General features: G+C 65.7%; 21 protein-coding genes. 6 read left to right on the top strand and 15 right to left on the bottom strand.

The window, feature by feature from the left end; translation table 11 throughout:
- Position 1 precedes the first annotated feature (1 nt).
- From SLQ30_RS12315 to SLQ30_RS12290, 6 genes are all read right to left on the bottom strand, one after another.
- Positions 2-1822, bottom strand: coding sequence for an ABC transporter ATP-binding protein (locus tag SLQ30_RS12315; protein ID WP_319446578.1), 1821 nt, complete (start codon positions 1820-1822; stop codon positions 2-4).
- Entirely contained in the window at positions 1819-3729 is a 1911-nt protein-coding gene (locus tag SLQ30_RS12310) for an ABC transporter ATP-binding protein (RefSeq protein WP_319446914.1), read from the bottom strand. Before SLQ30_RS12310 ends, SLQ30_RS12315 begins: the two co-directional genes overlap by 4 nt.
- A 66-nt stretch (positions 3730-3795) precedes the next feature.
- Complete coding sequence (locus tag SLQ30_RS12305; RefSeq protein WP_319446577.1) at positions 3796-5673, bottom strand: ABC transporter ATP-binding protein; 1878 nt, start codon at positions 5671-5673, stop codon at positions 3796-3798.
- 105 nt (positions 5674-5778) lie between these two features.
- Positions 5779-6324: a chromate transporter gene (locus SLQ30_RS12300; RefSeq protein WP_319446576.1), complete on the bottom strand. Its 546-nt coding sequence runs from the start codon at positions 6322-6324 to the stop codon at positions 5779-5781.
- A complete protein-coding gene (locus SLQ30_RS12295; RefSeq protein ID WP_319446575.1) occupies positions 6321-6911 on the bottom strand; it encodes a chromate transporter in 591 nt (196 codons plus the stop codon). Before SLQ30_RS12295 ends, SLQ30_RS12300 begins: the two co-directional genes overlap by 4 nt.
- Positions 6904-7872: a phospholipase D-like domain-containing protein gene (locus SLQ30_RS12290; RefSeq protein WP_413468019.1), complete on the bottom strand. Its 969-nt coding sequence runs from the start codon at positions 7870-7872 to the stop codon at positions 6904-6906. Before SLQ30_RS12290 ends, SLQ30_RS12295 begins: the two co-directional genes overlap by 8 nt.
- Before the next feature lie 135 nt (positions 7873-8007).
- Here SLQ30_RS12290 and prrA point away from each other — a divergent pair, with 135 nt between their 5' ends.
- Both prrA and SLQ30_RS12280 read left to right on the top strand, forming a co-directional pair.
- A complete protein-coding gene (gene prrA / locus SLQ30_RS12285) occupies positions 8008-8715 on the top strand; it encodes a two-component system response regulator PrrA (RefSeq protein WP_319446573.1) in 708 nt (235 codons plus the stop codon).
- Positions 8712-10052 (top strand): HAMP domain-containing sensor histidine kinase, encoded by a 1341-nt coding sequence (locus SLQ30_RS12280; RefSeq protein ID WP_319446572.1) that lies wholly within the window; start codon positions 8712-8714, stop codon positions 10050-10052. The genes prrA and SLQ30_RS12280 overlap by 4 nt, the downstream gene beginning before the upstream one ends.
- A gap of 5 nt (positions 10053-10057) precedes the next feature.
- Here the strand turns inward: SLQ30_RS12280 and SLQ30_RS12275 are convergent, their stop codons facing one another.
- From SLQ30_RS12275 to SLQ30_RS12260, 4 genes are all read right to left on the bottom strand, one after another.
- Positions 10058-11260: a hypothetical protein gene (locus tag SLQ30_RS12275; RefSeq protein WP_319446571.1), complete on the bottom strand. Its 1203-nt coding sequence runs from the start codon at positions 11258-11260 to the stop codon at positions 10058-10060.
- Positions 11260-11412, bottom strand: coding sequence for a hypothetical protein (locus SLQ30_RS12270; protein ID WP_319446570.1), 153 nt, complete (start codon positions 11410-11412; stop codon positions 11260-11262). The genes SLQ30_RS12275 and SLQ30_RS12270 overlap by 1 nt, the downstream gene beginning before the upstream one ends.
- 12 nt (positions 11413-11424) lie before the next feature.
- The gene (locus SLQ30_RS12265) at positions 11425-12438 is read right to left on the bottom strand and encodes an OmpA family protein (RefSeq protein ID WP_319446569.1); all 1014 of its coding nucleotides are present in this window, start codon (positions 12436-12438) and stop codon (positions 11425-11427) included.
- 162 nt (positions 12439-12600) lie between these two features.
- Positions 12601-12969 (bottom strand): FKBP-type peptidyl-prolyl cis-trans isomerase, encoded by a 369-nt coding sequence (locus SLQ30_RS12260; RefSeq protein ID WP_319446568.1) that lies wholly within the window; start codon positions 12967-12969, stop codon positions 12601-12603.
- A gap of 31 nt (positions 12970-13000) precedes the next feature.
- On the opposite strand from SLQ30_RS12260, the gene SLQ30_RS12255 reads away from it, so the two are divergent.
- Both SLQ30_RS12255 and SLQ30_RS12250 read left to right on the top strand, forming a co-directional pair.
- Positions 13001-13249: a DUF2630 family protein gene (locus tag SLQ30_RS12255; protein ID WP_319446567.1), complete on the top strand. Its 249-nt coding sequence runs from the start codon at positions 13001-13003 to the stop codon at positions 13247-13249.
- A gap of 27 nt (positions 13250-13276) precedes the next feature.
- The gene (locus SLQ30_RS12250) at positions 13277-14821 is read left to right on the top strand and encodes an NAD(P)/FAD-dependent oxidoreductase (RefSeq protein WP_319446566.1); all 1545 of its coding nucleotides are present in this window, start codon (positions 13277-13279) and stop codon (positions 14819-14821) included.
- Here SLQ30_RS12250 and SLQ30_RS12245 read toward each other — a convergent pair.
- Both SLQ30_RS12245 and SLQ30_RS12240 read right to left on the bottom strand, forming a co-directional pair.
- Positions 14818-15240: a MarR family winged helix-turn-helix transcriptional regulator gene (locus SLQ30_RS12245; RefSeq protein WP_319446565.1), complete on the bottom strand. Its 423-nt coding sequence runs from the start codon at positions 15238-15240 to the stop codon at positions 14818-14820. The two genes, SLQ30_RS12250 and SLQ30_RS12245, sit on opposite strands and share 4 nt — an antisense overlap.
- Entirely contained in the window at positions 15230-16666 is a 1437-nt protein-coding gene (locus SLQ30_RS12240) for an MFS transporter (protein ID WP_413468031.1), read from the bottom strand. Before SLQ30_RS12240 ends, SLQ30_RS12245 begins: the two co-directional genes overlap by 11 nt.
- Before the next feature lie 126 nt (positions 16667-16792).
- On the opposite strand from SLQ30_RS12240, the gene SLQ30_RS12235 reads away from it, so the two are divergent.
- Positions 16793-17428, top strand: coding sequence for a TetR/AcrR family transcriptional regulator (locus SLQ30_RS12235; protein WP_319446563.1), 636 nt, complete (start codon positions 16793-16795; stop codon positions 17426-17428).
- 97 nt (positions 17429-17525) lie between these two features.
- Positions 17526-19172, top strand: a complete 1647-nt coding sequence (locus SLQ30_RS12230) for an FAD-dependent monooxygenase (RefSeq protein WP_319446562.1) — start codon at positions 17526-17528, stop codon at positions 19170-19172.
- On the opposite strand, the gene SLQ30_RS12225 is transcribed toward SLQ30_RS12230, so the two are convergent.
- From SLQ30_RS12225 to SLQ30_RS12215, 3 genes are all read right to left on the bottom strand, one after another.
- The gene (locus SLQ30_RS12225) at positions 19148-20449 is read right to left on the bottom strand and encodes a citrate synthase (RefSeq protein WP_319446561.1); all 1302 of its coding nucleotides are present in this window, start codon (positions 20447-20449) and stop codon (positions 19148-19150) included. The two genes, SLQ30_RS12230 and SLQ30_RS12225, sit on opposite strands and share 25 nt — an antisense overlap.
- A gap of 65 nt (positions 20450-20514) precedes the next feature.
- Positions 20515-21234, bottom strand: coding sequence for a TetR/AcrR family transcriptional regulator (locus tag SLQ30_RS12220; RefSeq protein WP_319446560.1), 720 nt, complete (start codon positions 21232-21234; stop codon positions 20515-20517).
- Positions 21227-21904, bottom strand: a complete 678-nt coding sequence (locus SLQ30_RS12215) for a TetR family transcriptional regulator (RefSeq protein ID WP_319446559.1) — start codon at positions 21902-21904, stop codon at positions 21227-21229. The genes SLQ30_RS12220 and SLQ30_RS12215 overlap by 8 nt, the downstream gene beginning before the upstream one ends.
- Positions 21905-21915 lie beyond the last annotated feature (11 nt).

Raw genomic sequence — 21915 nt, 5'->3', positions numbered from 1 at the left:
GCTACGCCAGCGAGTCGACCCAGGCGCGGTGCAACGCCGCGTACGCACCGTCACTGCGGACCAATTCGGCCGGCGGACCGTCCTCGACGATCCGTCCGTGGTCGAGCACCAGCACCCGATCCGCGATCTGCACCGTCGACAGCCGGTGCGCGATGACCACCGCGGTCCGCTGCGCCAGCACCGTCGCGAGCGCGCGCTGCACCATCCGCTCGCTGGGGATGTCGAGCGACGACGTCGCCTCGTCGAGGATGAGCACCGCGGGGTCGGCGAGGAACGCCCGCGCGAATGCGATCAGCTGACGCTGCCCCGCGGACAACCGGCCACCGCGTTTGGCGACATCGGTGTCGTAGCCATCCGTGAGCGCGTCGATGAAACTGTCGGCGCCAACGGCCGTCGCCGCGGCACGGACCTCGTCGTCGGTCGCGTCGGGCCTACCGAACCGGATGTTGTCGGCGACCGTGCCCTCGAACATGAAGTTCTCCTGGGTGACCATCACGACGTGACGACGCAACTCGGCCTGCGCAAGTTCGCGCAGGTCGACTCCGTCGAGGGTCACCGAGCCCGAGGTCGGGTCGTAGAAACGCGCGATCAGCTTGGCGATGGTGGTCTTGCCCGCGCCCGTGGTGCCGACCAACGCGATGGTCTGACCCGCCGGAATCTCGAAGTTCAGCTCAGGCAGCACCGGCCGGCCCGGTGAATAGGAGAAGCTCACGTCGCGAAACCCGATGTCGCCCTCGACCTTTGGTAGCTTCGCCGGGTGTGCGGGATCTTGGATGCCCGGCTGCTCAGCCAGCACCCCCGCGATCTTCTCCAGTGCGGCGGCGGCCGACTGGAAGGTGTTGAAGAACTGCGAGATCTCCTGCATGGGCTCGAAGAAGATCCGCAGATACAGCAGGAACGCCGTCAACGTGCCCAACGTCATCTCGCCCTGCAGTACGAGGTAACCGCCGTAGATCAACACCAGCCCGGTGGTGATGTTGCCGACGAGTCGCACGCCCGGCATGAACACCGCCAGCAGCTTGAAGGCCCGTTCGTTGATGTTCTTGTACTGGTCGGCAACGTCTTCGAAGATCTCTTGATTGCGCGGCTCGCGCCGGTAGGCCTGCACGGCCTTGATGCCCGTCATCGTCTCGACGAACTGGACGATCACCAGGGCGGCGCTCTCTCGGACCTTCAGGTACGTCTTGGACGATTCGGTGCGGAACCACCACACCAGCACCACCAGCGCTGGGAAGGCGCCGAGACACAGAAGACCTAGCCGCACGTCGAGCACGACCAACAGCACAGCCGTGCCGCACAACGTCAGCGCGGCGGTGATCAGACCGTCGAACCCGGTCTCCAACATGTCCTGGATGGCCTCGACGTCGTTGGTCGAGCGGGCCACCACGCGGCCGGAGGTGTATCGGTCGTGGAAGGCTACGTCGAGCCGCTGGAAGTGCCGAAAGATCCTGCGGCGCAACTCCAGCAGCACCTCTTGACCGATGCGACCGGCGCGGCGCAGGAAGTACATCCGGCTGACCGCCTGCACCAGCACCACGCCGCACAGCGCCGCAACGATCAACAGCAGTTCGCTTGTCGAGCCGCCGTCCACGATCGGTGGAATGCCGTGGTCGATGCCACGCTGAACCAGCAGCGGAACCGAAAGCCTTGCGGCATTCTCCAGCACGACGACGACCGCCAGCAGTGCCACCGTGCGCGCGTAGGGCCGCAACAGCGACCCCAGCAGCGAGCCGGCCTCGCGGCGCCGCGAGACCGATTCGTCGATGGGCAGATCGTCGTCGTCGTTGGTGACGGCGCGACCACGCCAGTCCGTCGTGCTCATCGCCTGTCCACCTTGGAGGCCACGTAATCTTCTTTGTCCTCCGACTCCCGCTCCTGATACACGTGGTCGAGCCGACTGCGGTCCGCGTCCTGTTCCCAATCACAGTTGCGTTCGGACCCGTCGTCGAGATCCTCGTCGGCGGCCAGAAGGTAGCGGTATTCCGGTGCACTGGAGAGCAATTCGGCGTGCGTGCCGACGCGGGTGATCGTGCCGCGTTCAAGGAGCGCCACCCGGTCGGCGAGCAACACCGTCGAGGCCCGGTTCGCCACCACGACCCCGGTGACCGACTGCAGCACCTGACGCAACGCCGCGGTGACGGTGGCCTCGGTGTGCACGTCCAACGCCGACAACGTGTCGTCGAGCACCAGGATCGACGGAGCGGCCAGAAGTGCGCGGGCCAACGAAAGCCGTTGCCGCTGACCGCCGGACAGGCTCATGCCCTGTTCCCCGATGCGGGTGTCGAGCCCGAAGGGCAGGTCGTAGACGAAGTCGGCGGCCGCGATGTCGACGGCTTGGACCAGTTCGGCATCGGTACCGTCGGGCCTGCCGAGCCGGAGGTTCTCCGCGACCGACATCGAGAACAGCGTCGGATCTTCGAAAGCCGTTGCGACGGCACGGCGCAGCGCGGGCAGCGTCAACTCGCGGATGTCGACGCCGTCGATGAGGATGGCCCCCTCTGTGACGTCGTACAGCCGCGATAGCAGAGCCGCGAGCACCGACTTGCCAGAACCAGTAGCACCGACAAGGGCGAGCGTCTCGCCCGGTTCGACGGTGACGTTCACGTGCCGTAGCGCCCAGTCCTCGGCGTCGGGAAAGCGGAATCCGACGTCGACGAGTTCCAGCCGGCCACCGCGTGGCGATTCCGCCCGTGGCCCGTCCTCCAGTTCGCGTGGGGCATCGAATATCTCCGCGACGCGGTTGGCTGCCGTCATCGACTCTTGCGTCATGGACAGCAGGAAGCCGAGCGAAGCGATGGGCCAGACCAGCGACAGCATCATGGTGATGAAGGCGACGAGGGTGCCCATCGTGACCAGCCCGCTACCCGCCGCGTAGGCGCCGACACCGAGCACGATGATCAGCGTGACGTTCGGAATGACCTCGAGCAGGGTCCAGAACCTCGCCGAGACACCGACCTTGCGCACCTCGGTGTCGAACAGATCCGTAGCGCGCTGGTCGAACCGCTCGTAGGCGTACTCCTCGCGGCCGAACGCCTTGACCACCCGCAATCCGAGCGCCTGCTCCTCGACATGGGTTGCGACGTTGCCCGACTGGTCCTGGGCGGCACGGGACAGCACGGTGAACTGGCGCTGGAAGTGCAGCACCGTGACGGTGATCGGCACGATCGACACCACCACCACCACGCCGAGCGGCCAGTACATCGCCAGCAGGATGCCCGTCACGGCGATGATCTGAATGATGTTGAGTATCAGGAACAGCAGGCCGAACGACAGAAACTGACGGATGGTGCTCAGGTCGTTCATCACCCGCGAAAGCAATTGGCCGGACTGCCACTTGCCGTGAAATGCCATGGGCAGCAGCTGCAGTCGGGCGTAGAGGTCCTTGCGGATGTCCGCCTCGACGCCCATGGTGGCGCGGGCCACCAGCCAGCGGCGGATGAACCACAGCACGGCCTCGGAGATCAGGACGGCGGTGGCCGCGGTGCCGAGCACCCACAGCCGCGCAGGGTCCTGGTGCCGGACCGGCCCGTCGATCACGGCCTTGGTCAACAGCGGAATGGTGACGGTGGCGACCAGGCTGAGCAGCGCCGCGACGAGCATCGCGGTCCAGCGCACGCGGTACGGCTTCAGGTACGGCAGGAGCCGAAGGATGTCGGACGACGAGCGAATCCTGCGGGGTGGCGGCGCGATGGCAGGCTCCGACCGGAGCCCCTTCTCCTGCGCGCGCATGACCTCACCACCCTTCTGCACTTGTCTATCCCACACCTGCGACACCAACAACCGAATAACCGTGTGTCACGCCGCCGCAGGCTCGCGGAACTGCGTCTCGTACAGCTCCGCATAGCGGCCACCACGGCCAAGCAGCTGACGATGAGTACCCCGCTCGACGATGTGGCCGGCTTCCACGACCAGGATCAGATCCGCCGCACGGACGGTCGACAATCGGTGTGCGATGACGATCGACGTGCGCCCGGCCAACGCCTCGTTCAAAGCCTGCTGAACAGCCGCCTCCGATTCGGAGTCCAGCGACGCGGTCGCCTCGTCGAGCACTACGACCCGCGAACTGCCAAGCAGGAGCCTAGCGATGGTCAACCGCTGACGCTGACCACCCGACAACCGGTAGCCCCGTTCGCCGACGACCGTGTCCAACCCGTCGGCCATATCGGCCACCACGTCGTCGAGCCGGGCCCGGCGCAGCGCATCCCACAGTTCGTCATCTCCTGCGTCGGGGTTGGCCAACACCAGGTTGGCTCGAATGGATTCGTGGAATAGGTGCCCGTCCTGGGTGACCACGCCGACGGTATCCCGCAACGACTGGAACGACAGATCGCGCACGTCGAGCCCCGAGAGTCGCACGCTGCCGTCGTCGACGTCGTACAACCGGGCCAGCAACGACGCGATGGTCGACTTGCCCGCCCCCGACGATCCGACGAGCGCGACCATCTGACCGGGTTGGGCGGTGAACGAAATGCCATGCAGCACTTCGGCTCCCCCGCGATCGTCGAGCACCGCCACTTCTTCGAGGGAGGCCAGCGAGACCTTGTCCGCCGAGGGGTAGCCGAAGCGCACGCCGTCGAACCGAACCGCGACCGGACCGGCGGGCACGGCTACCGCGTCGGCCTTCTCCCGAATCAGCGGCACCAGATCCAACACCTCGAAGACCCGCTCGAAACTGACCAGCGCACTGGCGATTTCGACGCGGGCGTTGGCCAGTGCCGTCAGCGGTGCGTACAACCGTGTGAGCAGCAGGGCCAGCGATACGATCGCGCCCGCCTGCAGGTGACCACCGATGGCCAACACGCCGCCGAGCCCGTAGACCAGCGCCAGCGCGAGTGCCGACATCAACGTCAGCGAGTTCATGAACGTCGACTGCAGCATCGAGGTACGCACTCCGACGTCGCGCACACGGCTTGCGCGGGCGGTGAATTCGGCTGATTCGCTTGCCGGGTTGCCGAACAGCTTGACGAGCGTCGCACCTGGCGCCGAGAAACGCTCCGTCATCTGGGTTTGCATCGTCGCGTTGTAGATCGCGCTCTCGCGACTCAATGCCGCCATCGTGCGACCGATCCGGCGGGCGGGCAACAGGAACAGCGGCATCAGCACTAAGGCCAGTGCGGTGAGCTGCCAGGAGATGCTGACCATCACCGCGAACGTCAGCGTCAGCGTGACCAGGTTGGACACCACCCCGGACAGCGTGTCGGAGAACGCCCGCTGGGCGCCGATGACGTCGGTGCCCAACCGGCTCACCAGCGCGCCCGTCCTGGTTCTGGTGAAGAACGCGATGGGCATGCGCTGGACGTGATCGAACACCGCGCTGCGCAGGTCGAGGATCAGCCCTTCCCCGATGGTCGACGACAACCAGCGAGTGAGCAGTCCGACGCCTGCCTCCGCAACGGCGACGACGGCGATGACCGACGCGATAAGCACCACAGTGCCCGGTGCGCCGCCGCGCACGATCACGTCGACCACCCGCCCCGCCATGAGCGGGGTTGCCACCGCCAGCAGCGCCCCCACCACGCTGATCGCGACGAATCCGCCGAGCCGGCGATGATGGCGCGCCGCAAACCGCCAGATGCGCAACAGCAGGGTGCGGTTGGCCAGCGTGCGCAGGTCACCGCCCGCCGCGCGCGTCTGTAGGCGGAGCGACTGGCGCGCTACGGTCTCGAAGTTCATGTCATCACCGTAGAACCTCAACAAATGATGAGGTCAACGTCATCCCCCGGTGATTTGGGCGCGCATTTCCGAGCTGAGCACCGGATAGCGCGCCGAACCCGCGGATTAGACGATGCCGAAGTAACCGATCACCCCGGCGAAGGCCACCACGAACAGCGGATTGAGCTTGGTACGCACGAAGATCAGCGTGCATATCGCGGTCAACGTGTACGCCTTCCAGTCGTGGTCGGCGGCGCGGCTCATCACCAGCGACGAGGCCAGGATCAGGCCCACGGTCAGCGGGGCGAAGCCCTTCTCGACGGCGATTCGCCAGTTGGACTGCTCGGCCTTCTGCCAGAACAACGTGATGGCGTACACCAGCGACGCAGCGGGGAGCACCATCGCGACGGTCGCGATCACGCCGCCGACGATGGCGCCGGGTATGCCGCCGACGTGTAGCCCGGCGGCGTACCCGATCATCGTGACGATCAGGATGCTCGGCCCTGGCGCGGTCTGGGAGATCGAGAAGACGTCGGCAAACTGGCTGTCGCTGAGCCAGTGGTGCTGGCGGACGGCCTGCAGGTGCATGTCGGGAAGCACGGCGTTGCCGCCGCCGATCGACAGCAGCGACAGCGTGCCGAACATGACGATCAGTTGCAGATAGGTGCTCATGACGCTTCCGCGGCCTTGTCACGACCGCGCGGCCACGCCCACAGCAGTGCGAGCGGCGCGACGATGGCCAGGGTGAGCAGCAGCGGCATGCGGACGAGGCCGTTGAGCACGAATGCCAACCCGAACAGCCCTACTGGCACCAGTCCCGTCAGACAACTCTTCCCGGTCTTGATCACCATCGTCAGCGTCAGCGCGACGGCGGCCGCGGATGCGCCGTGCAGGATGCCCTTGACCGCAGGCACTTCCTTGAAACGGAAGTACAGGAAGGCCATCACCAAGACGAACACCATCGGCATGAAGCACAGCCCGATCACCGCCGCGACGGCGCCGGGAACGGCCCGCAACTTGGTGCCAGTAAAGACGGCCATGTTGACCTGGTTGGCGCCAGGCAGGATTCGGCACATCGTCATCGCCGACAAGAACTCTGTCTCCCCCATCCACTCCTTCTCGACGACGATCACCTCCCGCGACCATGCGGACAGCCCACCGCCGAACGACGCCAGCGCGATGTGATTGAACGTCCACGCGAGTTCGAACAAACCGACCTTCTCCGCGTTCGCGGACGGAGCGAGTTCCCCCTCACTCATGGACGAGTTCGGGGTCGTGCGGGAAGTCGTCTTCGTGGTGGGTGGATGGGTCGAGCGGATCCGGCGCCTCGTACTGGTGCGAGAGTTCCCAGTCCGACTCGAAGACCGCCTTCAGGCGCGCGACGACGGCCGGTTCGGTGATCGTGATGCCGAGTTCGCGCCGCAGGTCGAAAGCGCTGCGGTCGATGTTCATCGACCCGACCAGGGCCCGCTCGTCGTCGACGATGAGCAGCTTGGCGTGCACCCGCAGGTTCTTCTGCTTGTGCACCTTGGCGCCGAAGCGGCGCAGCGTGCGCAGGGATGCGAAGGTGTCCAGCACGTCCCCTTCGCTGATGCCGTGTCTGCCACCACACAGCACGTGCACCTTCACGCCTCGTTCGACGGCGGCCGCCAAGTGATCGAGGATCACGGCGTCGACGAACTTGGGGTGCTGAACGTCGATGCGGTGAGTGGCGGTGTCGATGAACCGGGCCATGTGGTACCGCGAGTTGGAATTGCTCCACAGCAGACCCCGATACACCGACGGCTCCCAATCGTCGTGTTTCCAGTCGGCGTTAAAGACCTCGACGATCTGCGCGACGTGCACCGGATCGTCGATGATCACGCCGTAGTCCCGTGTCAGCGTGAAGTATTTGAGGCACATGTTGAACGTCGCGACCAGTGCGGTCCGTTCGTCGACGACGATCGACTTCTCGTGCGTGACGTAGAACTTGGGATTGGTCCACTGAACGTCGATGCCCGCGTTGGAGAATCGTTCATGGGTCTCGTCGTTGGCGCGGTCACCGCCGGATCGGGCCGGGTTGAGCATGACCCGCACGTCGACGCCCGCTTTCCTGCGGTCGATGACGGCCTGGATCAGGCTCTCGTCGGTGAACGTGAATTGTTTGACGAGAAGTGAATTCTGCGCTGATCCGATGAATTGGAGTACCGGTTCGAGACCGTCATCCGGTTCAACGATCAATTGGGGACCATTCGGCTGCACAAATGTCGAAGCTAGCAGTGAGCGGGGGGTTTCGGACTCTGGCGAGATGAATTCATGGTTTCGCGTTGCACGCGGTCACGCGCCTAACGCGCCGCAGGATGGTCATCGGGCAAGATGGCCCCTATGGACAGCGTTGCCTCCCCCCGGGTGCTCGTCGTTGACGACGACCCCGACGTGCTTGCGTCGCTCGAACGGGGTCTGAGACTGTCGGGTTTCGACGTATCAACGGCGGTCGACGGCGCCGAGGCGTTGCGCAGCGCGACGGAGACCCGGCCCGACGCGATCGTGCTCGACATCAACATGCCGGTGCTCGACGGCGTCAGCGTGGTCACCGCGCTACGCGCCATGGACAACGACGTACCGGTGTGCGTGCTCTCGGCCCGTAGTTCGGTCGACGACCGGGTGGCCGGTCTCGAGGCGGGCGCCGACGACTACCTGGTCAAGCCGTTCCAGCTGACCGAACTGGTCGCGCGCATCAAGGCGCTGCTGCGCCGGCGCGGTGCGACGGCGACGTTCTCGTCGGAGACCATCGTCGTGGGACCGCTCGAGGTCGACATTCCTGGTCGACGAGCCCGGGTCAACGGCGTCGACGTCGACCTGACCAAGCGCGAGTTCGACTTGCTGGCCGTGCTCGCCGAGCACAAGACCGCGGTGCTCTCGCGCGCGCAGCTGCTCGAGCTGGTGTGGGGCTACGACTTCGCGGCCGACACCAACGTCGTCGACGTGTTCATCGGGTACCTGCGCCGCAAACTGGAAGCCGGTGGTGCGCCGAGGCTGCTCCATACGGTGCGGGGCGTGGGATTCGTGCTGCGGCAGCAGTGAACATCCTGGCGCGGACGTTTCGGCGGACACCGTCGCTGCGGACCCGCGTCGCGTTCGCCACGGCCATCGCCGCTGCGATCGTCGTCGGCATCGTCGGAACCGTGGTGTGGATCGGGATCACGAACGACCGCAAGGAGCGGCTCGACCGTCGGCTCGACGAAGTGGCCGGGTTCGCGATCCCGCTGCTGCCGAGGGGTCTCGAACAGATCCCGAAGTCGCCCAACGATCAGGACGCCATCATCACGGTGCGCAGGGGCGGACAGGTGACGTCGAACACCAGCGTCGTTCTGCCCGAACTACCGCCCGGCTACGCCGACACCTACGTCGACGGGGTGCGCTACCGCGTCCGCACCGTGGAGATTTCGGCGCCCGACGGAATGACCGTCGCCGTCGGCGACACCTACAACGCCACCATCGCCGACACCAACAACCTGCACCGCCGGGTGCTGATCATCTGCTCGTTGGCGATCGGCGCGGCGACGTTCGCGGGATGGTTGCTCGCGGCGTTCGCGGTGCGCCCGCTCAAACAACTCGCGCAGCAGACGCGCGCCATCGACGTCGGAGGTGAGGCGCCCGACGTCGAGGTGCGCGGCGCCACCGAGGCCGTCGAGATCGGCGACGCCGTCAACGGTTTGGTGCAACGCATCTGGGACGAACAGGATCGGACCAAAGCTGCGCTCACGTCGGCCCGCGATTTCGCGGCGGTGTCGTCGCACGAACTGCGCACGCCGTTGACGGCCATGCGTACCAACCTCGAGGTGCTGGCGACGCTCGAGATGCCCGACGACCAACGCAAGGAAATACTGCACGACGTCATCCGAACGCAGACGCGCATCGAAGCGACACTGAGCGCGCTCGAGCGACTCGCCCAGGGCGAGCTGTCGACGTCGGACGACCACGTTCCGGTCGACATCACCGAACTCCTCGACCGCGCCGCCCATGACGCCATGCGCGTGTTCGGCGATCTCGACGTGTCGCTGGTGCCCGCCCCGACCGTCATCATCATCGGCCTGCCGGCAGGGCTGCGACTGGCTGTTGACAACGCCATCGCCAACGCGGTCAAGCACGGCGGCGCCACCCGCGTTCAGCTGTCCGCGGTGAGCTCGCGGGCCGGAGTCGAGATCGCCATCGACGACGATGGTGTCGGTGTGCCGGAGGAAGAGCGCACGCGCGTCTTCGACCGATTTACGCGCGGCTCGACCGCCTCCCACTCGGGGTCCGGCCTCGGACTCGCGCTCGTTGCACAACAGGCCGAACTACACGGCGGCACCGCATCGTTGGAGCAAAGCCCGCTTGGTGGCGCCCGCCTACTGCTGCGACTGCCTGGGCCCCAGTAGGACGTCTAGTGCTTCCCGCGTTGGGACTTGCCGCTGTCCCAGCGGTTGAACCCCGCCGCCTCTGCCGTCGCCACGTCGCGGAACCACACCTCGGCGACGGTCACGTCAAAGGCCGGGCTTTCGGTCGAGTGGTAGAGCATTGAATCCTCGTTGCCCTTGACGGACCAGCCCGCAGGACCGCTGCCACCGGGCCCCGGCGTAGCCGATCCCGGACCATGCGGACCCGGCGGCACCTCCGGCTCGATCGCGGCGAATTGGGCTGCGCCCGTTGTCTTGCGGCCTTCTTTCCAGTGGGTGAAGCCGGCCTTCCGCGCGGTGTCCTCGTCGAAGAACCACACCTCGGCGATCGTCCGCTTGTACGACGGGCTCTCAGTCGTGTGGTAGAGCATCGAATCCTCGTTGCCCTTGATGGTCCACCCCTGCGGGCCGCTGCCACCGGCACCGGGCGTCGCCGACCCCGGACCGTGCTTACCCGCAGGAACATCGGCCAACGCGGCAATACCACCGCCACCACCGGAACTACGGCCCTTGTCCCATCGCGTAAACCCGGCCCGCTCCGCGGTCGGTTCGTCGCGGAACCACACCTCGGCGATCGTCTGCTTGTACGAGGGGCTCTCGGTCGTGTGGTAGAGCATCGAATCCTCGTTGCCCTTGATCGTCCACCCCGATGGGGCCGCCGCGCCACCTGCCAGACGTAGCGAACCCGCTCCGTACGGCTCGGAGTCCTTGCCCGAGTCACTGCCCGAGCCAACGAGTTTCGCAGCTCCGGCACCGGCGGCAACCCCCGCCGCGCCTGCTGCCACGGCACCGGCGCCCGAGATCTTCGGCGCATCCACCTTGGGCACTACCGCAGTCGGCGCGTCCACGTCAGGCACGTCCACCTTGGGCACCTTGGCCGTCGGCGTATCCACGTCGCCGCCGGAGCCAGTGAGTTTCGCGGCCGCGGCACCGCCAACGGCACCCGCCGCGCCGGCTGCCACGGCACCGCCACTCGAGATCTTCGGCACCTTGGCCGTCGGCGCGTCCACGTCGGGCAGATCCACCTTCGGAGCCTTCAGGCCCGCCGACGGACCGGTCAAGCGCGCCGAGCCACCGCCCGACCCATACTCGGGCACTTCCCTTTTCACCCGCCTGAGCAAGAAGGCGAGCGTGATTACCAGGCCGAGCAAGAAGGCCAGCGCCAGCAGCCAGCAGTTCACGTTGTGCATTACCGTGCTCCGATCTCGCGTGAGCCGGGTAGATCGGCGAATGCCTCTTCCTCACTGGTGCGCTTGACCGTCACGACCGCGATCAACCACGCCACCAAGGAACCGACCAGGAATGCGAGCAGGTACCACACCCATTGAATGAAGAAGGCCATGTCCAAATCTCCTTAGCTGACCGTGATCTCGACGCGACGGTTCTGCGACCGACCCTGGACGGTGTCGTTGGTTGCAACTGGATTCGCCGAGCCCTCACCTCGCGACGAGACGTGATCGGCAGCGACCCCATCGGAAACGAGCGCATCTGCAACGGATTTCGCGCGGTTGCCGCTCAGCGGCACGTTGATGGCGTCATTGCCGGTGTTGTCGGTGAATCCGATCACCGCCACCCGTGCGTCCGGGCACGCCTTCAACTTGTCCGCGATCTGAGCAACCAGACCCTGCGAGTTGGCTGCGAGCGCGAAGCCGTTGGTGTCGTAGTTGATCGGCGTCTGCAGCAGGCTGGAGATGTCCGCCTGCAAATTCGCGCAAGCGCCGCCGGCACCAGGTCCCGGCGCGGGTGGCGCGGGTGCGCTGGGGCTAGCCGCATTGACCTCAATGTTGTTGACGATCTTCACATTCGGCCATGCGGCTTGGGCGTTCGACTCGGCACTCGCCTTCACCGCTTCGGAAGGGGCGGTGCCCGTCAGCGTCAACGTGTCGCCGTCGAGGTTGAGGTTGAAGTCGGGAATGTCCACGACCCCGCTGAACAATCCGCCCAGCGCAGCCATGTCGGGCGCCTTGACGCCCGGCGTGACGGTGAGCTTGTCGATGAGGTTGGCACCCGGGAACACCAACTTCAGCGAGTCGAGCAATCCCTTCTTCGAGTCGGCGTCCGGCAGTTCACCGGTGAGCGTCAAATCGTTGCCACTGCGCACGATTGACATCCCCGGGAAGCCGACACTTGCCTCACCCGTGGGGGCCGACGGCGCGGTCGGCACCGACAGACTGTTCGAGGGATTGATCGACGGCATCGTCAGTTGTCCGGAATTATTGGTCCCGTTCAGCCAGCCCCAGCCAATCACGGCGAGCAGCAATGGAATGGCCAGGAGTGCCCACAGCCAGCCTGCGCCCGGTTTGCGTCGATAGAACCTCGACTCGGTCCGCCAGCCAGTGACGGCGCGGTCTTCCTCGGAACCCGACATGGTCACTCCTGTCGTCGGCGCACTAAGACGATGTAGCACGGATGCGGCAAATTAGAGCCTAGAGCCGACGAAGAGCAGCCGGTAGAGTTTCGTCGGAATCCGACGATTCGGCGAACTTCGACGCGAACTGTGCCGTAGCACAGCCCGTTTGCTACCCCCGCGTCAGCGAACGCCGAGCAGGTCGATAACGAAGATGAGCGTTTTGCCCGACAAGCGATGTCCGGAACCCTCTGGGCCGTAAGCCTGAGCCGGCGGGATCACTAGTTTGCGCCGCCCTCCGACCCGCATCCCCGGAATACCGTCCTGCCAGCCCTGAATCAGCCCGCGAAGCGGAAACTCGATGGATTCGCCGCGGTTCCAGGAACTGTCGAATTCGTCGCCGGTGTCGTACTCGACGCCGAGGTAGTGCACCGTGACGGTTCCGCCGGGAACTGCCTCATCGCCGTCACCGACGATGACGTCCTCGATGAGGAGCTCGGCAGGAGCGGGACCGTCGGGAAAGTCGATCTCGGGTTTCTTGTCGTTGGCCACGACCCTCACGGTAGTCGGGCACACTGGGCAGGTGGACAAGGACCGAGACATTCTCGATGACGTCAATAAACTCGTCGCCGAAGAGCAGGAACTACGGACGAAGCTGCAACACCACGAGATCGACGAAACCGATGAGCATCGGCGGCTTCGCGCGGTGGAGGTTCAGCTCGACCAGTGCTGGGATCTGCTGCGGCAGCGAAGGGCGCTACGCGAGACGGGCCAGGACCCCGGTCAGGCCGGAGTGCGCCCACCCGGCCAGGTCGAGGGCTATCTAGGCTGACCAACGCCCGTCACCGCAGCAGCACCGTTGGACGTCGTCATCGTCGGTGGCGGCCACAACGCGTTGGTGGCCGCGGCCTACCTGGCAAGGGCGGGCCGCCGGGTTCAGGTGCTGGAACGACTCGAAAGTGTTGGTGGAGCGGCAGTTTCGGCGCAAGCTTTCGACGGGGTGGACGCGCGTCTGTCGCGGTACTCGTATCTTGTCAGCCTGCTTCCCCAGCGCATCGTCGACGACCTAGGCGCGCGGGTTCAGCTGGCCCGGCGCCGCTACTCGTCGTACACGCCTGATCCGGCCACCGGCGGTCGCACCGGCCTGCTGGTGGGCCCCGGCGGCTCGTTCGACACCATCGGAGCGGGCGTCGACCGGGCCGGATTCGACGAGTTCTATCGCCGCTGCCGCATAGTGACTCAACGGCTCTGGCCCACGTTGATGCAACCGCTTCGCACGGCGACGGACGCACGGCGATACGTCACCGACGGCGGTGATCCCGACACGGGCGCCGCGTGGGACGCACTGTTCGAGCGCCCGATCGGCACGGCCATCACCGACGCGGTCTGTGACGACCTAGTGCGCGGCGTGATGGCGACCGATGCGCTGATCGGAACGTTTGCGCGGACCGACGACCCCTCGCTCGCTCAGAATGTGTGCTTCCTCTATCACCTACTCGGCGGCGGCACCGGAGACTGGGACGTCCCGATCGGTGGCATGGGTGCCGTCACCGGGGCACTGGCGTCCGCCGCATCATCTCACGGGGCCGAACTCGTCACTGGTGCAGAGGTTTACTCAATCACCCCAGATGGAGAGGTGCGTTACCGCAAGGACGATGGAGAACACGTGGTCAGCGCGCGCTGGGTGTTGGCGGGCGTCACGCCAGCAGTGCTCGCGCGGCTGCTCGGAGACGCCGAACCCGAACTCGCACCAGGGGCGCAGGTGAAGGTCAACCTGATGCTGGAGCGACTGCCGAGGCTTCGCGACCAATCCGTCGCACCGGAGCAGGCGTTCGGTGGCACATTCCACATCAACGAGACGATGTCGCAACTCGACGCCGCCTACGACCGCGCCGCCGGTGGCGACGTGCCCGATCCGCTGCCCTGCGAGATCTACTGCCATTCGCTCACCGATCCGACCATCCTGTCCGAGGCATTGCGACGTTCCGGGGCTCAGACGCTCACGGTGTTCGGGGTTCATACGCCCCACCGGTTGACCGCCGCGGCCGACCCCGCGGCAGTCCGGCAGACGCTGACCGATGCGGTGCTCGCCTCATTGAATTCGGTGCTCGCCGAGCCGATTCAGGACGTGGTGATGAAGGACGCTCATGGTCATCCATGCATCGAGACCAAGACGACGGCGGACTTGCAGGACGCGCTCGGCATGACCGGCGGCAACATCTTCCACGGGGCGCTGAGTTGGCCGTTCGTCGAGGACGACCAACCGCTCGATACTCCCGCCCGCCGTTGGGGAGTGGCGACTGCACACGACCGGATCCTGTTGTGTGGTTCCGGTTCCCGCAGGGGCGGCGCGGTCTCTGGCATCGGCGGACACAACGCCGCGATGGCGGTCGTGGAGAGCTAGCCGGAACCGGTCAGCTTCGTCAGGATCGCGCGGAGGGTCTCCAGTTCGGAAGCGCTGAGCGCGGCGAACGAAGGCGGAGCCGGGTCATCGATCCCGTCGATACTGGCAACCACCTGGTGGCCGGCGTCGGTAAGCGAGATGACCTTGCATCTGCGATTGGTCGGATCCGCGTGCCGCACAACGAGACCGCGATCCTCCAAGTCGCTGACCGCGACGGACGTGGCGGGTGCATCCATGGACGCGGCGTGGGCGATCTCCTTCGCCGTCATCGACCGCCTGGCGAGGCGGCGGAGCACCCGGACTCGGCTGAAGGGCAAGCCCGTGGCTTCAATGACGTGGCGCCGCCACACATCGCGGTTGTCGAAGACCACCGCGGCCATGGCACGCCACACGTCGTTGGCAATCGGGTTATCCGGCATGGACGCTCACCTTGGGTGCGGCGGTACCCGCGATCAGCGGAGCAAGCCGCTCGGCCGATTGGAATGCGCGCGGTGTCGTCGAGAAGAATCCCAGCACCGTGATGACGACGCCGATCCCGATGCACATGAACCACAGCGGCCGGGCAGACGCCGCGAAGTCAGCGCCCGTGTGCAAGAGCGCCGACCCGGCGATCGAACCACACAGCGCCACACCGATGCTCACCCCGATCTGACGGCTGGTCGACGTCACCGCCGAGGCCGCACCCGCCCGGTCCAGCGGCATTCCGCTGACCGCCGCGTTGGTGATTGGGGCGTTGACCATCGAGAAACCGATGCCGAACACGGCGAAGATCACCAGTAGTCCCCACACCGGGGTGGTCTTGGTCAGGAACGTCAGCAGGATCGACGCGGTGGTGATGAGGACGCCCGCCGCCAGCAGTGACGGACGAGCGCCGAAGCGGCCGACCATTCGACCGGAGATCGGCGAGAACACCAGCGCGCCAATGGCAATGGGGGCGTAGATCAGGCCGGTGTGCATGGCGGAGTACCCACGCTCGCCCTGGAGGTACAGCGACATCATGAACAGGAACGCGCCCCACGCCGAGAACGCGCAGATCGCGGTCAGCGTCGCGCCCGCGAACGGAATGCTGCGGAAGAAGCGCAGGTCGATGAACGGGTGGTGACGCTTGGACTCGTAGCGCAGGAACGCCACGAAGGCGATCACCGCCACCACCGCGACCGCAATGACGCGGGGGTTGCTCCAGCCGTAACCAGGGCCTTCGATGAGCGTGAACACCATGCCGAACAGGAACAACACCGCCAGCCCCTGACCGATCGGATCGATGTTGCGCATGGTCTTCGACTTGGTCTCGGGCACGAAGATCGCCGTCAGCACGATGGCGGCCGCGCAGATCGGCAAGTTGATCCAGAACACGGCGCGCCAGCTGATCAACTCGATCAGGAAACCGCCGACGACCGGTCCGAGCGCCATCGAGATGCCCACCACTGCGCCCCAGAAGCCCAGTGCGCGCGCACGCTCGACGCGACCGGTGAAGACCTGCGAGATGATGGACAGGGCAACGGGATTCAGCATCGAGCCGCCGACCGCTTGCAGTAGTCGCGCGATGATCAGCGTCTCGATGTTGGGCGCGAGGCTGCACAGCAGCGAGCCGATCGCGAAGACGACGAGCCCGATCTGGAAGATCCGCCTGCGGCCGAAGCGGTCGCCCGTCGCGCCCGACAACATCAGCAGCGACGCCAGCACCAGGGTGTAGACGTCGACGACCCACTGCAGCTGCGACGGCGACGCATGCAGGTCGGTGCGGATGCTCGGTATCGCGACGTTGACGATGGTCGCGTCCATCGAGACGATCAGCAGGCTCAGGCAACAGGACACCAAGATGATGGCCTTACGCCGCGGCGTCAGCGTATCGATGGTTGTGTTCACACAACTATTGTGAATCCACAACTATTACTTTGGCAAACGACTGCGGGGTGAGCTTCGTCGCTCGGCTATCCTTTGTCGGAACGGGCTAGTTCCGATAGGAGCGGGATGGAAACGCACGGCGCAGCGATTGGTCAGGCATCCTCGCCAGCGCCGGGACCGCGAGGGCGTCGGCAGGATCGATCGCTGGACGTCGTGATCCTGGGCGCCGCCCTCGCCGGAGTCGCCGAGGTCGGCTACGACCGGATGACGATGGACGATCTCGCCGCACGGGCCGGGGTGGGCAAGGCGGCGATCTACCGACGGTGGACGTCCAAGGCCGAGGTGGTGGCCAATGCGATCGCGCACTGGCGCCGCGAACACGGCCCCGGCGAATCCATCGATACCGGGTCGCTTCGAACGGACATCGAGGCGCTCGTACAAGCCGTCCCGCACTACAGCGAAAATGACATCAGCACAATCAAAGTGATCCTTGGCGTCGCCACCGCAGCCGTACAGGACGCTGTGCTGGCCGCCGCCATCGACGACTATGTGTTGTCGACGCCGCGCCAGATCCTTCGGTCAATCCTGGACCGGGCCGTCACCCGCGGCGAGATCCCGGCGGGACGGGACCTGTCCCTACTTCCCGACGTCGTCCTGGGCCTCAACATGGTGCGGATGGTGAGCGGGCGCCCGGTCGACCGGGTGTTCGTCCGGCGCGTCCTCGAAGACGTCATCATCCCGCTGACCGCGAGTCGCAAATAGCACCAATCGACGGCAGTAGGGCCTTGCGCTTTCGTCGCACCATGCCTCACGATGTATATACGGAACTATTTAGTTCCGTAACTCTCGGAGGTGGCGTATGCGTACACCCGGCGACTCGATCGAGGTACCGGTCCTGATCGTGGGCGCGGGCGCGGGCGGACTCTCGACGTCGGCATTGCTCGCCAAACATGGGGTGGAATCGCTGGTGGTGGAAAAGCGCCACGAAGTGTTCCGCTATCCCAAGGCGCGCAATCTAAGCTTCCGCAGCCTAGAAATTCTTCGGGGCCTCGGCGTGGGGGACGCGGTGCACGATGTCGGCGCAGGTGTGTCCAACATGGTCGTCAAGCCCAGCCTTAACAGCGCAGACGAGACGCCGGGCCTAGACGTCGACGCGGTCTTCGAAGGCCTGGACAGCGTTAGTCCCGAGCCACCGGTGTTGTACTGCCCGCAGAGCCGACTCGAACCGATCCTGCTGAACTACCTGCGCGACAGTGCAAGTCGAGCGTGGTACGGCACTGCCCTGGAAACACTCGAGCAGGACGGAGCTGGCGTCACCGCGGTCATCTGCGACCTGAAGTCGTCGCGCCGCACCCGCGTTCGCGCCGACTATCTCGTCGCCGCCGACGGTGTCCACTCGGGGATTCGCACGGACCTCGGCGTGACCACGAGCGGCTACGGGCCGCTGCCCATCTACGTGATCTTCATCTACTTCCGCGCGCCTTGGCGGACGTCGTTCCCACACCTGAACGAGGGCGCAGGAGTAGGTGTCAAGAACCCCGACGTCGACGGGGTGTTCGTACCCGCAGACGGCGATCTCGCCATGTTCGTCACCACCTACCTGCCCACCCAAGGAGAGACGGCGGCTGAGTTCACCGAACAGCGGTGCCGCAAACTTCTGCTCGCCGCACTCGGACAACCGATCGAGCTCGAGCTCATCGAGGTTGCCACCTGGCAGCCCTACGAGCGGGTCGCCGACCAGTTTCGTTGCGGCCGTGTCTTCTTCGTCGGCGACGCCGCACACGCGATGCCACCGTTCAAGGCGGGCGGCGCCAACGTCGCGATCCAGAGCGCCGACAATCTGGCCTGGAAACTCGCCGGTGTCCTGCGGCACTCGGCCGGGCCCAAGCTGCTCGACACGTACCACGCCGAGCGGCATCCTGTAGGGGCGCTCAGCGCGCACCAGTCGCTAACCGGGCCACCGGCGGCACTACTCCGTTCCGACCCTCAACGCCCACCTCCGCATCTTGACGACGAAGTGCCGATGTTCGCGCTGCTCACCGGCTACCGGTACCGCTCCTCGGCGGTCATCGCGTCGGACCCGTTCGCCTCGACGGATTCCGTCCCCGAACTCGTCGACGTCTTACGGGGGCAACCCGGCACGCGGGTGCCGCATACCTGGGTCGAATACCGAGGTCGCCGGGTGTCGACGCTCGACCTCCTGGGAACGGGTTTCACCCTGCTCACCGGTGGCGACGCGAGCGGATGGGCGTCCGGATCCCGTCGCGCCGAGATCGACTTAACGGTTCGCTCCATCGGGCCCGACGGCGACGCGGTGGACCTTGACGGCGCGTGGGCCGAGACCACGGGACTCCAAGCACGGCAGGCACTGCTAGTCCGTCCCGACGCTTTCGTCGCATGGCGTTCGAGCGACGAACCTACAGATCCCGCAGACGAGCTGCGGCGCGCGCTAACGAGCCTGCTCAGCCGCGGAGCGCGACCCTACCGGCCGTCGATGCCGGCGTAATCCCGTTCGGTGTACCCGGTGTAGATCTGACGCGGCCTGCCGATCTTGCTGGGCTCGGAGTGCATCTCACGCCAGTGCGCAATCCAGCCCGGCAACCGGCCGAGCGCGAACAGCACGGTGAACATGCGCGTCGGGAAGCCCATCGCGCGGTAGATCACACCGGTGTAGAAGTCGACGTTCGGATAGAGCTTGCGCTCGACGAAGAAGTCGTCGGTCAGCGCGACCTCTTCGAGCGCCTTGGCGATGTCGAGCAGGTCGTCCTCGACACCGAGCTTGCCGAGGATCTTGTCGGCCTGCTCCTTGACGATGCGCGCCCGCGGATCGTAGTTCTTGTAGACGCGGTGTCCGAAGCCCATGAGCTTGACGCCGTCCTCGCGGTTCTTCACCTTCTTGACGAAGGTGTCGACGTCGCCGCCATCCTCCTTGATGGTCTGCAGCATTTCGAGCACGGCCTGGTTGGCGCCGCCGTGCAGCGGGCCCCACAGCGCGTTGATGCCGCCGGACACCGAGGTGAACAGGTTGGCCTGCGACGAGCCGACCAGCCGCACCGTCGACGTCGAGCAGTTCTGCTCGTGGTCGGCATGCAGGATCAGCAGCAGGTCCAGCGCGCGGACGATCTCCGGGTCGACCTCGTAGGGCTCGGCGGGGAACCCGAACGTCATCCGCAGGAAGTTCTCTACCAGCGTCAGCGAGTTGTCCGGGTAGAGGAACGGCTGGCCGACCGACTTCTTATACGCGTACGCGGCGATGGTCGGCAGCTTGGCCAGCAGCCGAATCGTCGACAACTCGACCTGCTCGTTGTCGAGCGGATCCACCGAGTCCGGGTAGTAGGCCGACAGCGCGTTGACCGCACTGGACAGCACCGGCATCGGATGCGCGTTGCGCGGGAAGCCGTCGAAGAACCGCTTCAGATCCTCGTGCAGCAGGGTGTGCCGCTGGATCTGGGTGGTGAACTTCTCCAGCTGATCGGTCGTCGGCAGCTCCCCGTAAATCAGCAGGTAGCTGACCTCGATGAACGTCGACTTCTCGGCAAGCTGCTCGATCGGATAGCCGCGGTAGCGCAGGATGCCCGCGTCACCGTCGATGTAGGTGATGGCGCTCTTGGTGGCCGAGGTATTCACGAAACCGCCGTCGAACGTCGTATATCCCGTCTTGGCCAGCAGCGACCCAAGAGCGATCGCGTCAGAGCCCTCCGTGGCCTTCACGATCTCCAGGTCGATCTCGCCCCCCGGATAACTGAGCTTGGCGACCTCGTCGGAACTGGAGGTGTCGGGCACGGTAACCCCTTCTGCGTTGACGATCTTCGACGAAGCTTTCCGTCACTAGTGGAAGGTAGTCGCTCTCAACCCGGAGCGCTTGCGGGGGGTTGGCGATGCTGGAGTCCATTGTCCTCTTCATCCCCGGCAACATGCTCGGGGTCATGCTCGGGGTCATTCCAGGGCGACCAGGATCGACGGAACACCTCGAACGTTGCACACAGGCGATCGCAGACCACCTTCGGCTCGATCGGATCATTCCCGGGCAGGCCGAGCCCGCTGAACGACGTCGCGAAAAGCATCGTCCACATGTCACTGATGAGCCGCACCGCGGGATGGTCGAAAGCCACGCCCATCCGCCTGCCCATCACCGTCATGGCGGCATTCTGCGAGATGCCCCGCTGATGGGCGAACGCCGACGCCTTGGCCGAGTGCGAACCGTTGACGATCGCAATGAGCGCCGCCATGCGCTGGAAGCCCGGCGTCAGCCGGCCCGTGTCGGGCGCGAAGACCGCCAGGTGAGCTGCCAGCAACGCCTCATATTCGGTGAGCTCGGCGGGTTGTCGGCTCAACGCCGTAGCGATGTGCACGTCCATTTCGTCCGCGATGGCAGCGACCACCGCACCCTTGTTGGCGAAGTACCGGCTGAACGTTCTCGTGGACACGTCGGCGGCGGTCGCGATCTGCTCGACGGTGGTGTTGTCAAAGCCCTGACGCAGGCAGAGCTCGGTTGCGGCTTCGACCAAGGCCTCCCGGGTCCGAACCTTCTTGCGTTCCCGGATGCCCGATCCGGCTGGGTCAGCCATTCACCGCCGCGTACGACGGCTCCTCAACGGGCGGCCGCAGCTCGGCCGCGAGAAGTGCCAACTGCGCGAAGGTCTCATTCAGGCGGTCGATCATGACGTCGGCTCCGAGTCGTACACCGTCGGTGTGCTCGATGAGGTCACCACACGCGGTGACGATCACCGACGAGAAGATGGCCCCAACCAGTTGGACCCGCCGATCCTCGACCGGAACACCCAACCGCTGAGCCACGAACACGTGGGAAGGTTCGTGCTTGTAGTCGAAGGCCGCCTGCCGCAACGCATTTGACGCGTTGATGACGCGCAGCATCAGCACGATCCGATCCTCGGACAGTCGGCTGGTGGGGCGCTTGGCCACCCGCGTCAGGGTCGCAACGTGTGCGACGCGCAGCGCTTCGAGCGCACCGACGTCCGGTGGAATACTCGCCAACTCGAGGGTGACCTGTTCGACGTAGTCCTCGATGAGGGTGAGGAACACCGCATCCTTGGTGGCGAAGTACCGGCTGAACGTGCGCGGCGACACGTCGGCGGCGGCCGCGATCTGCTCGACGGTGGTCTGCTCGTAACCGTGGCGAAGGCACAACTCGATGGCAGCATCGATCAGCATCGCTCTCGTGCGTTGCTTCTTGCGCTCCCGCAGCCCAGCCGGGGCCTCCCCGAGGACATTGCCCACCAATGGATGTT

The organism is Mycobacterium sp. RTGN4, from assembly GCF_033804635.1.
GTDB lineage: Bacteria > Actinomycetota > Actinomycetes > Mycobacteriales > Mycobacteriaceae > Mycobacterium.
This window is presented reverse-complemented; position numbering and strand designations above follow the sequence as displayed.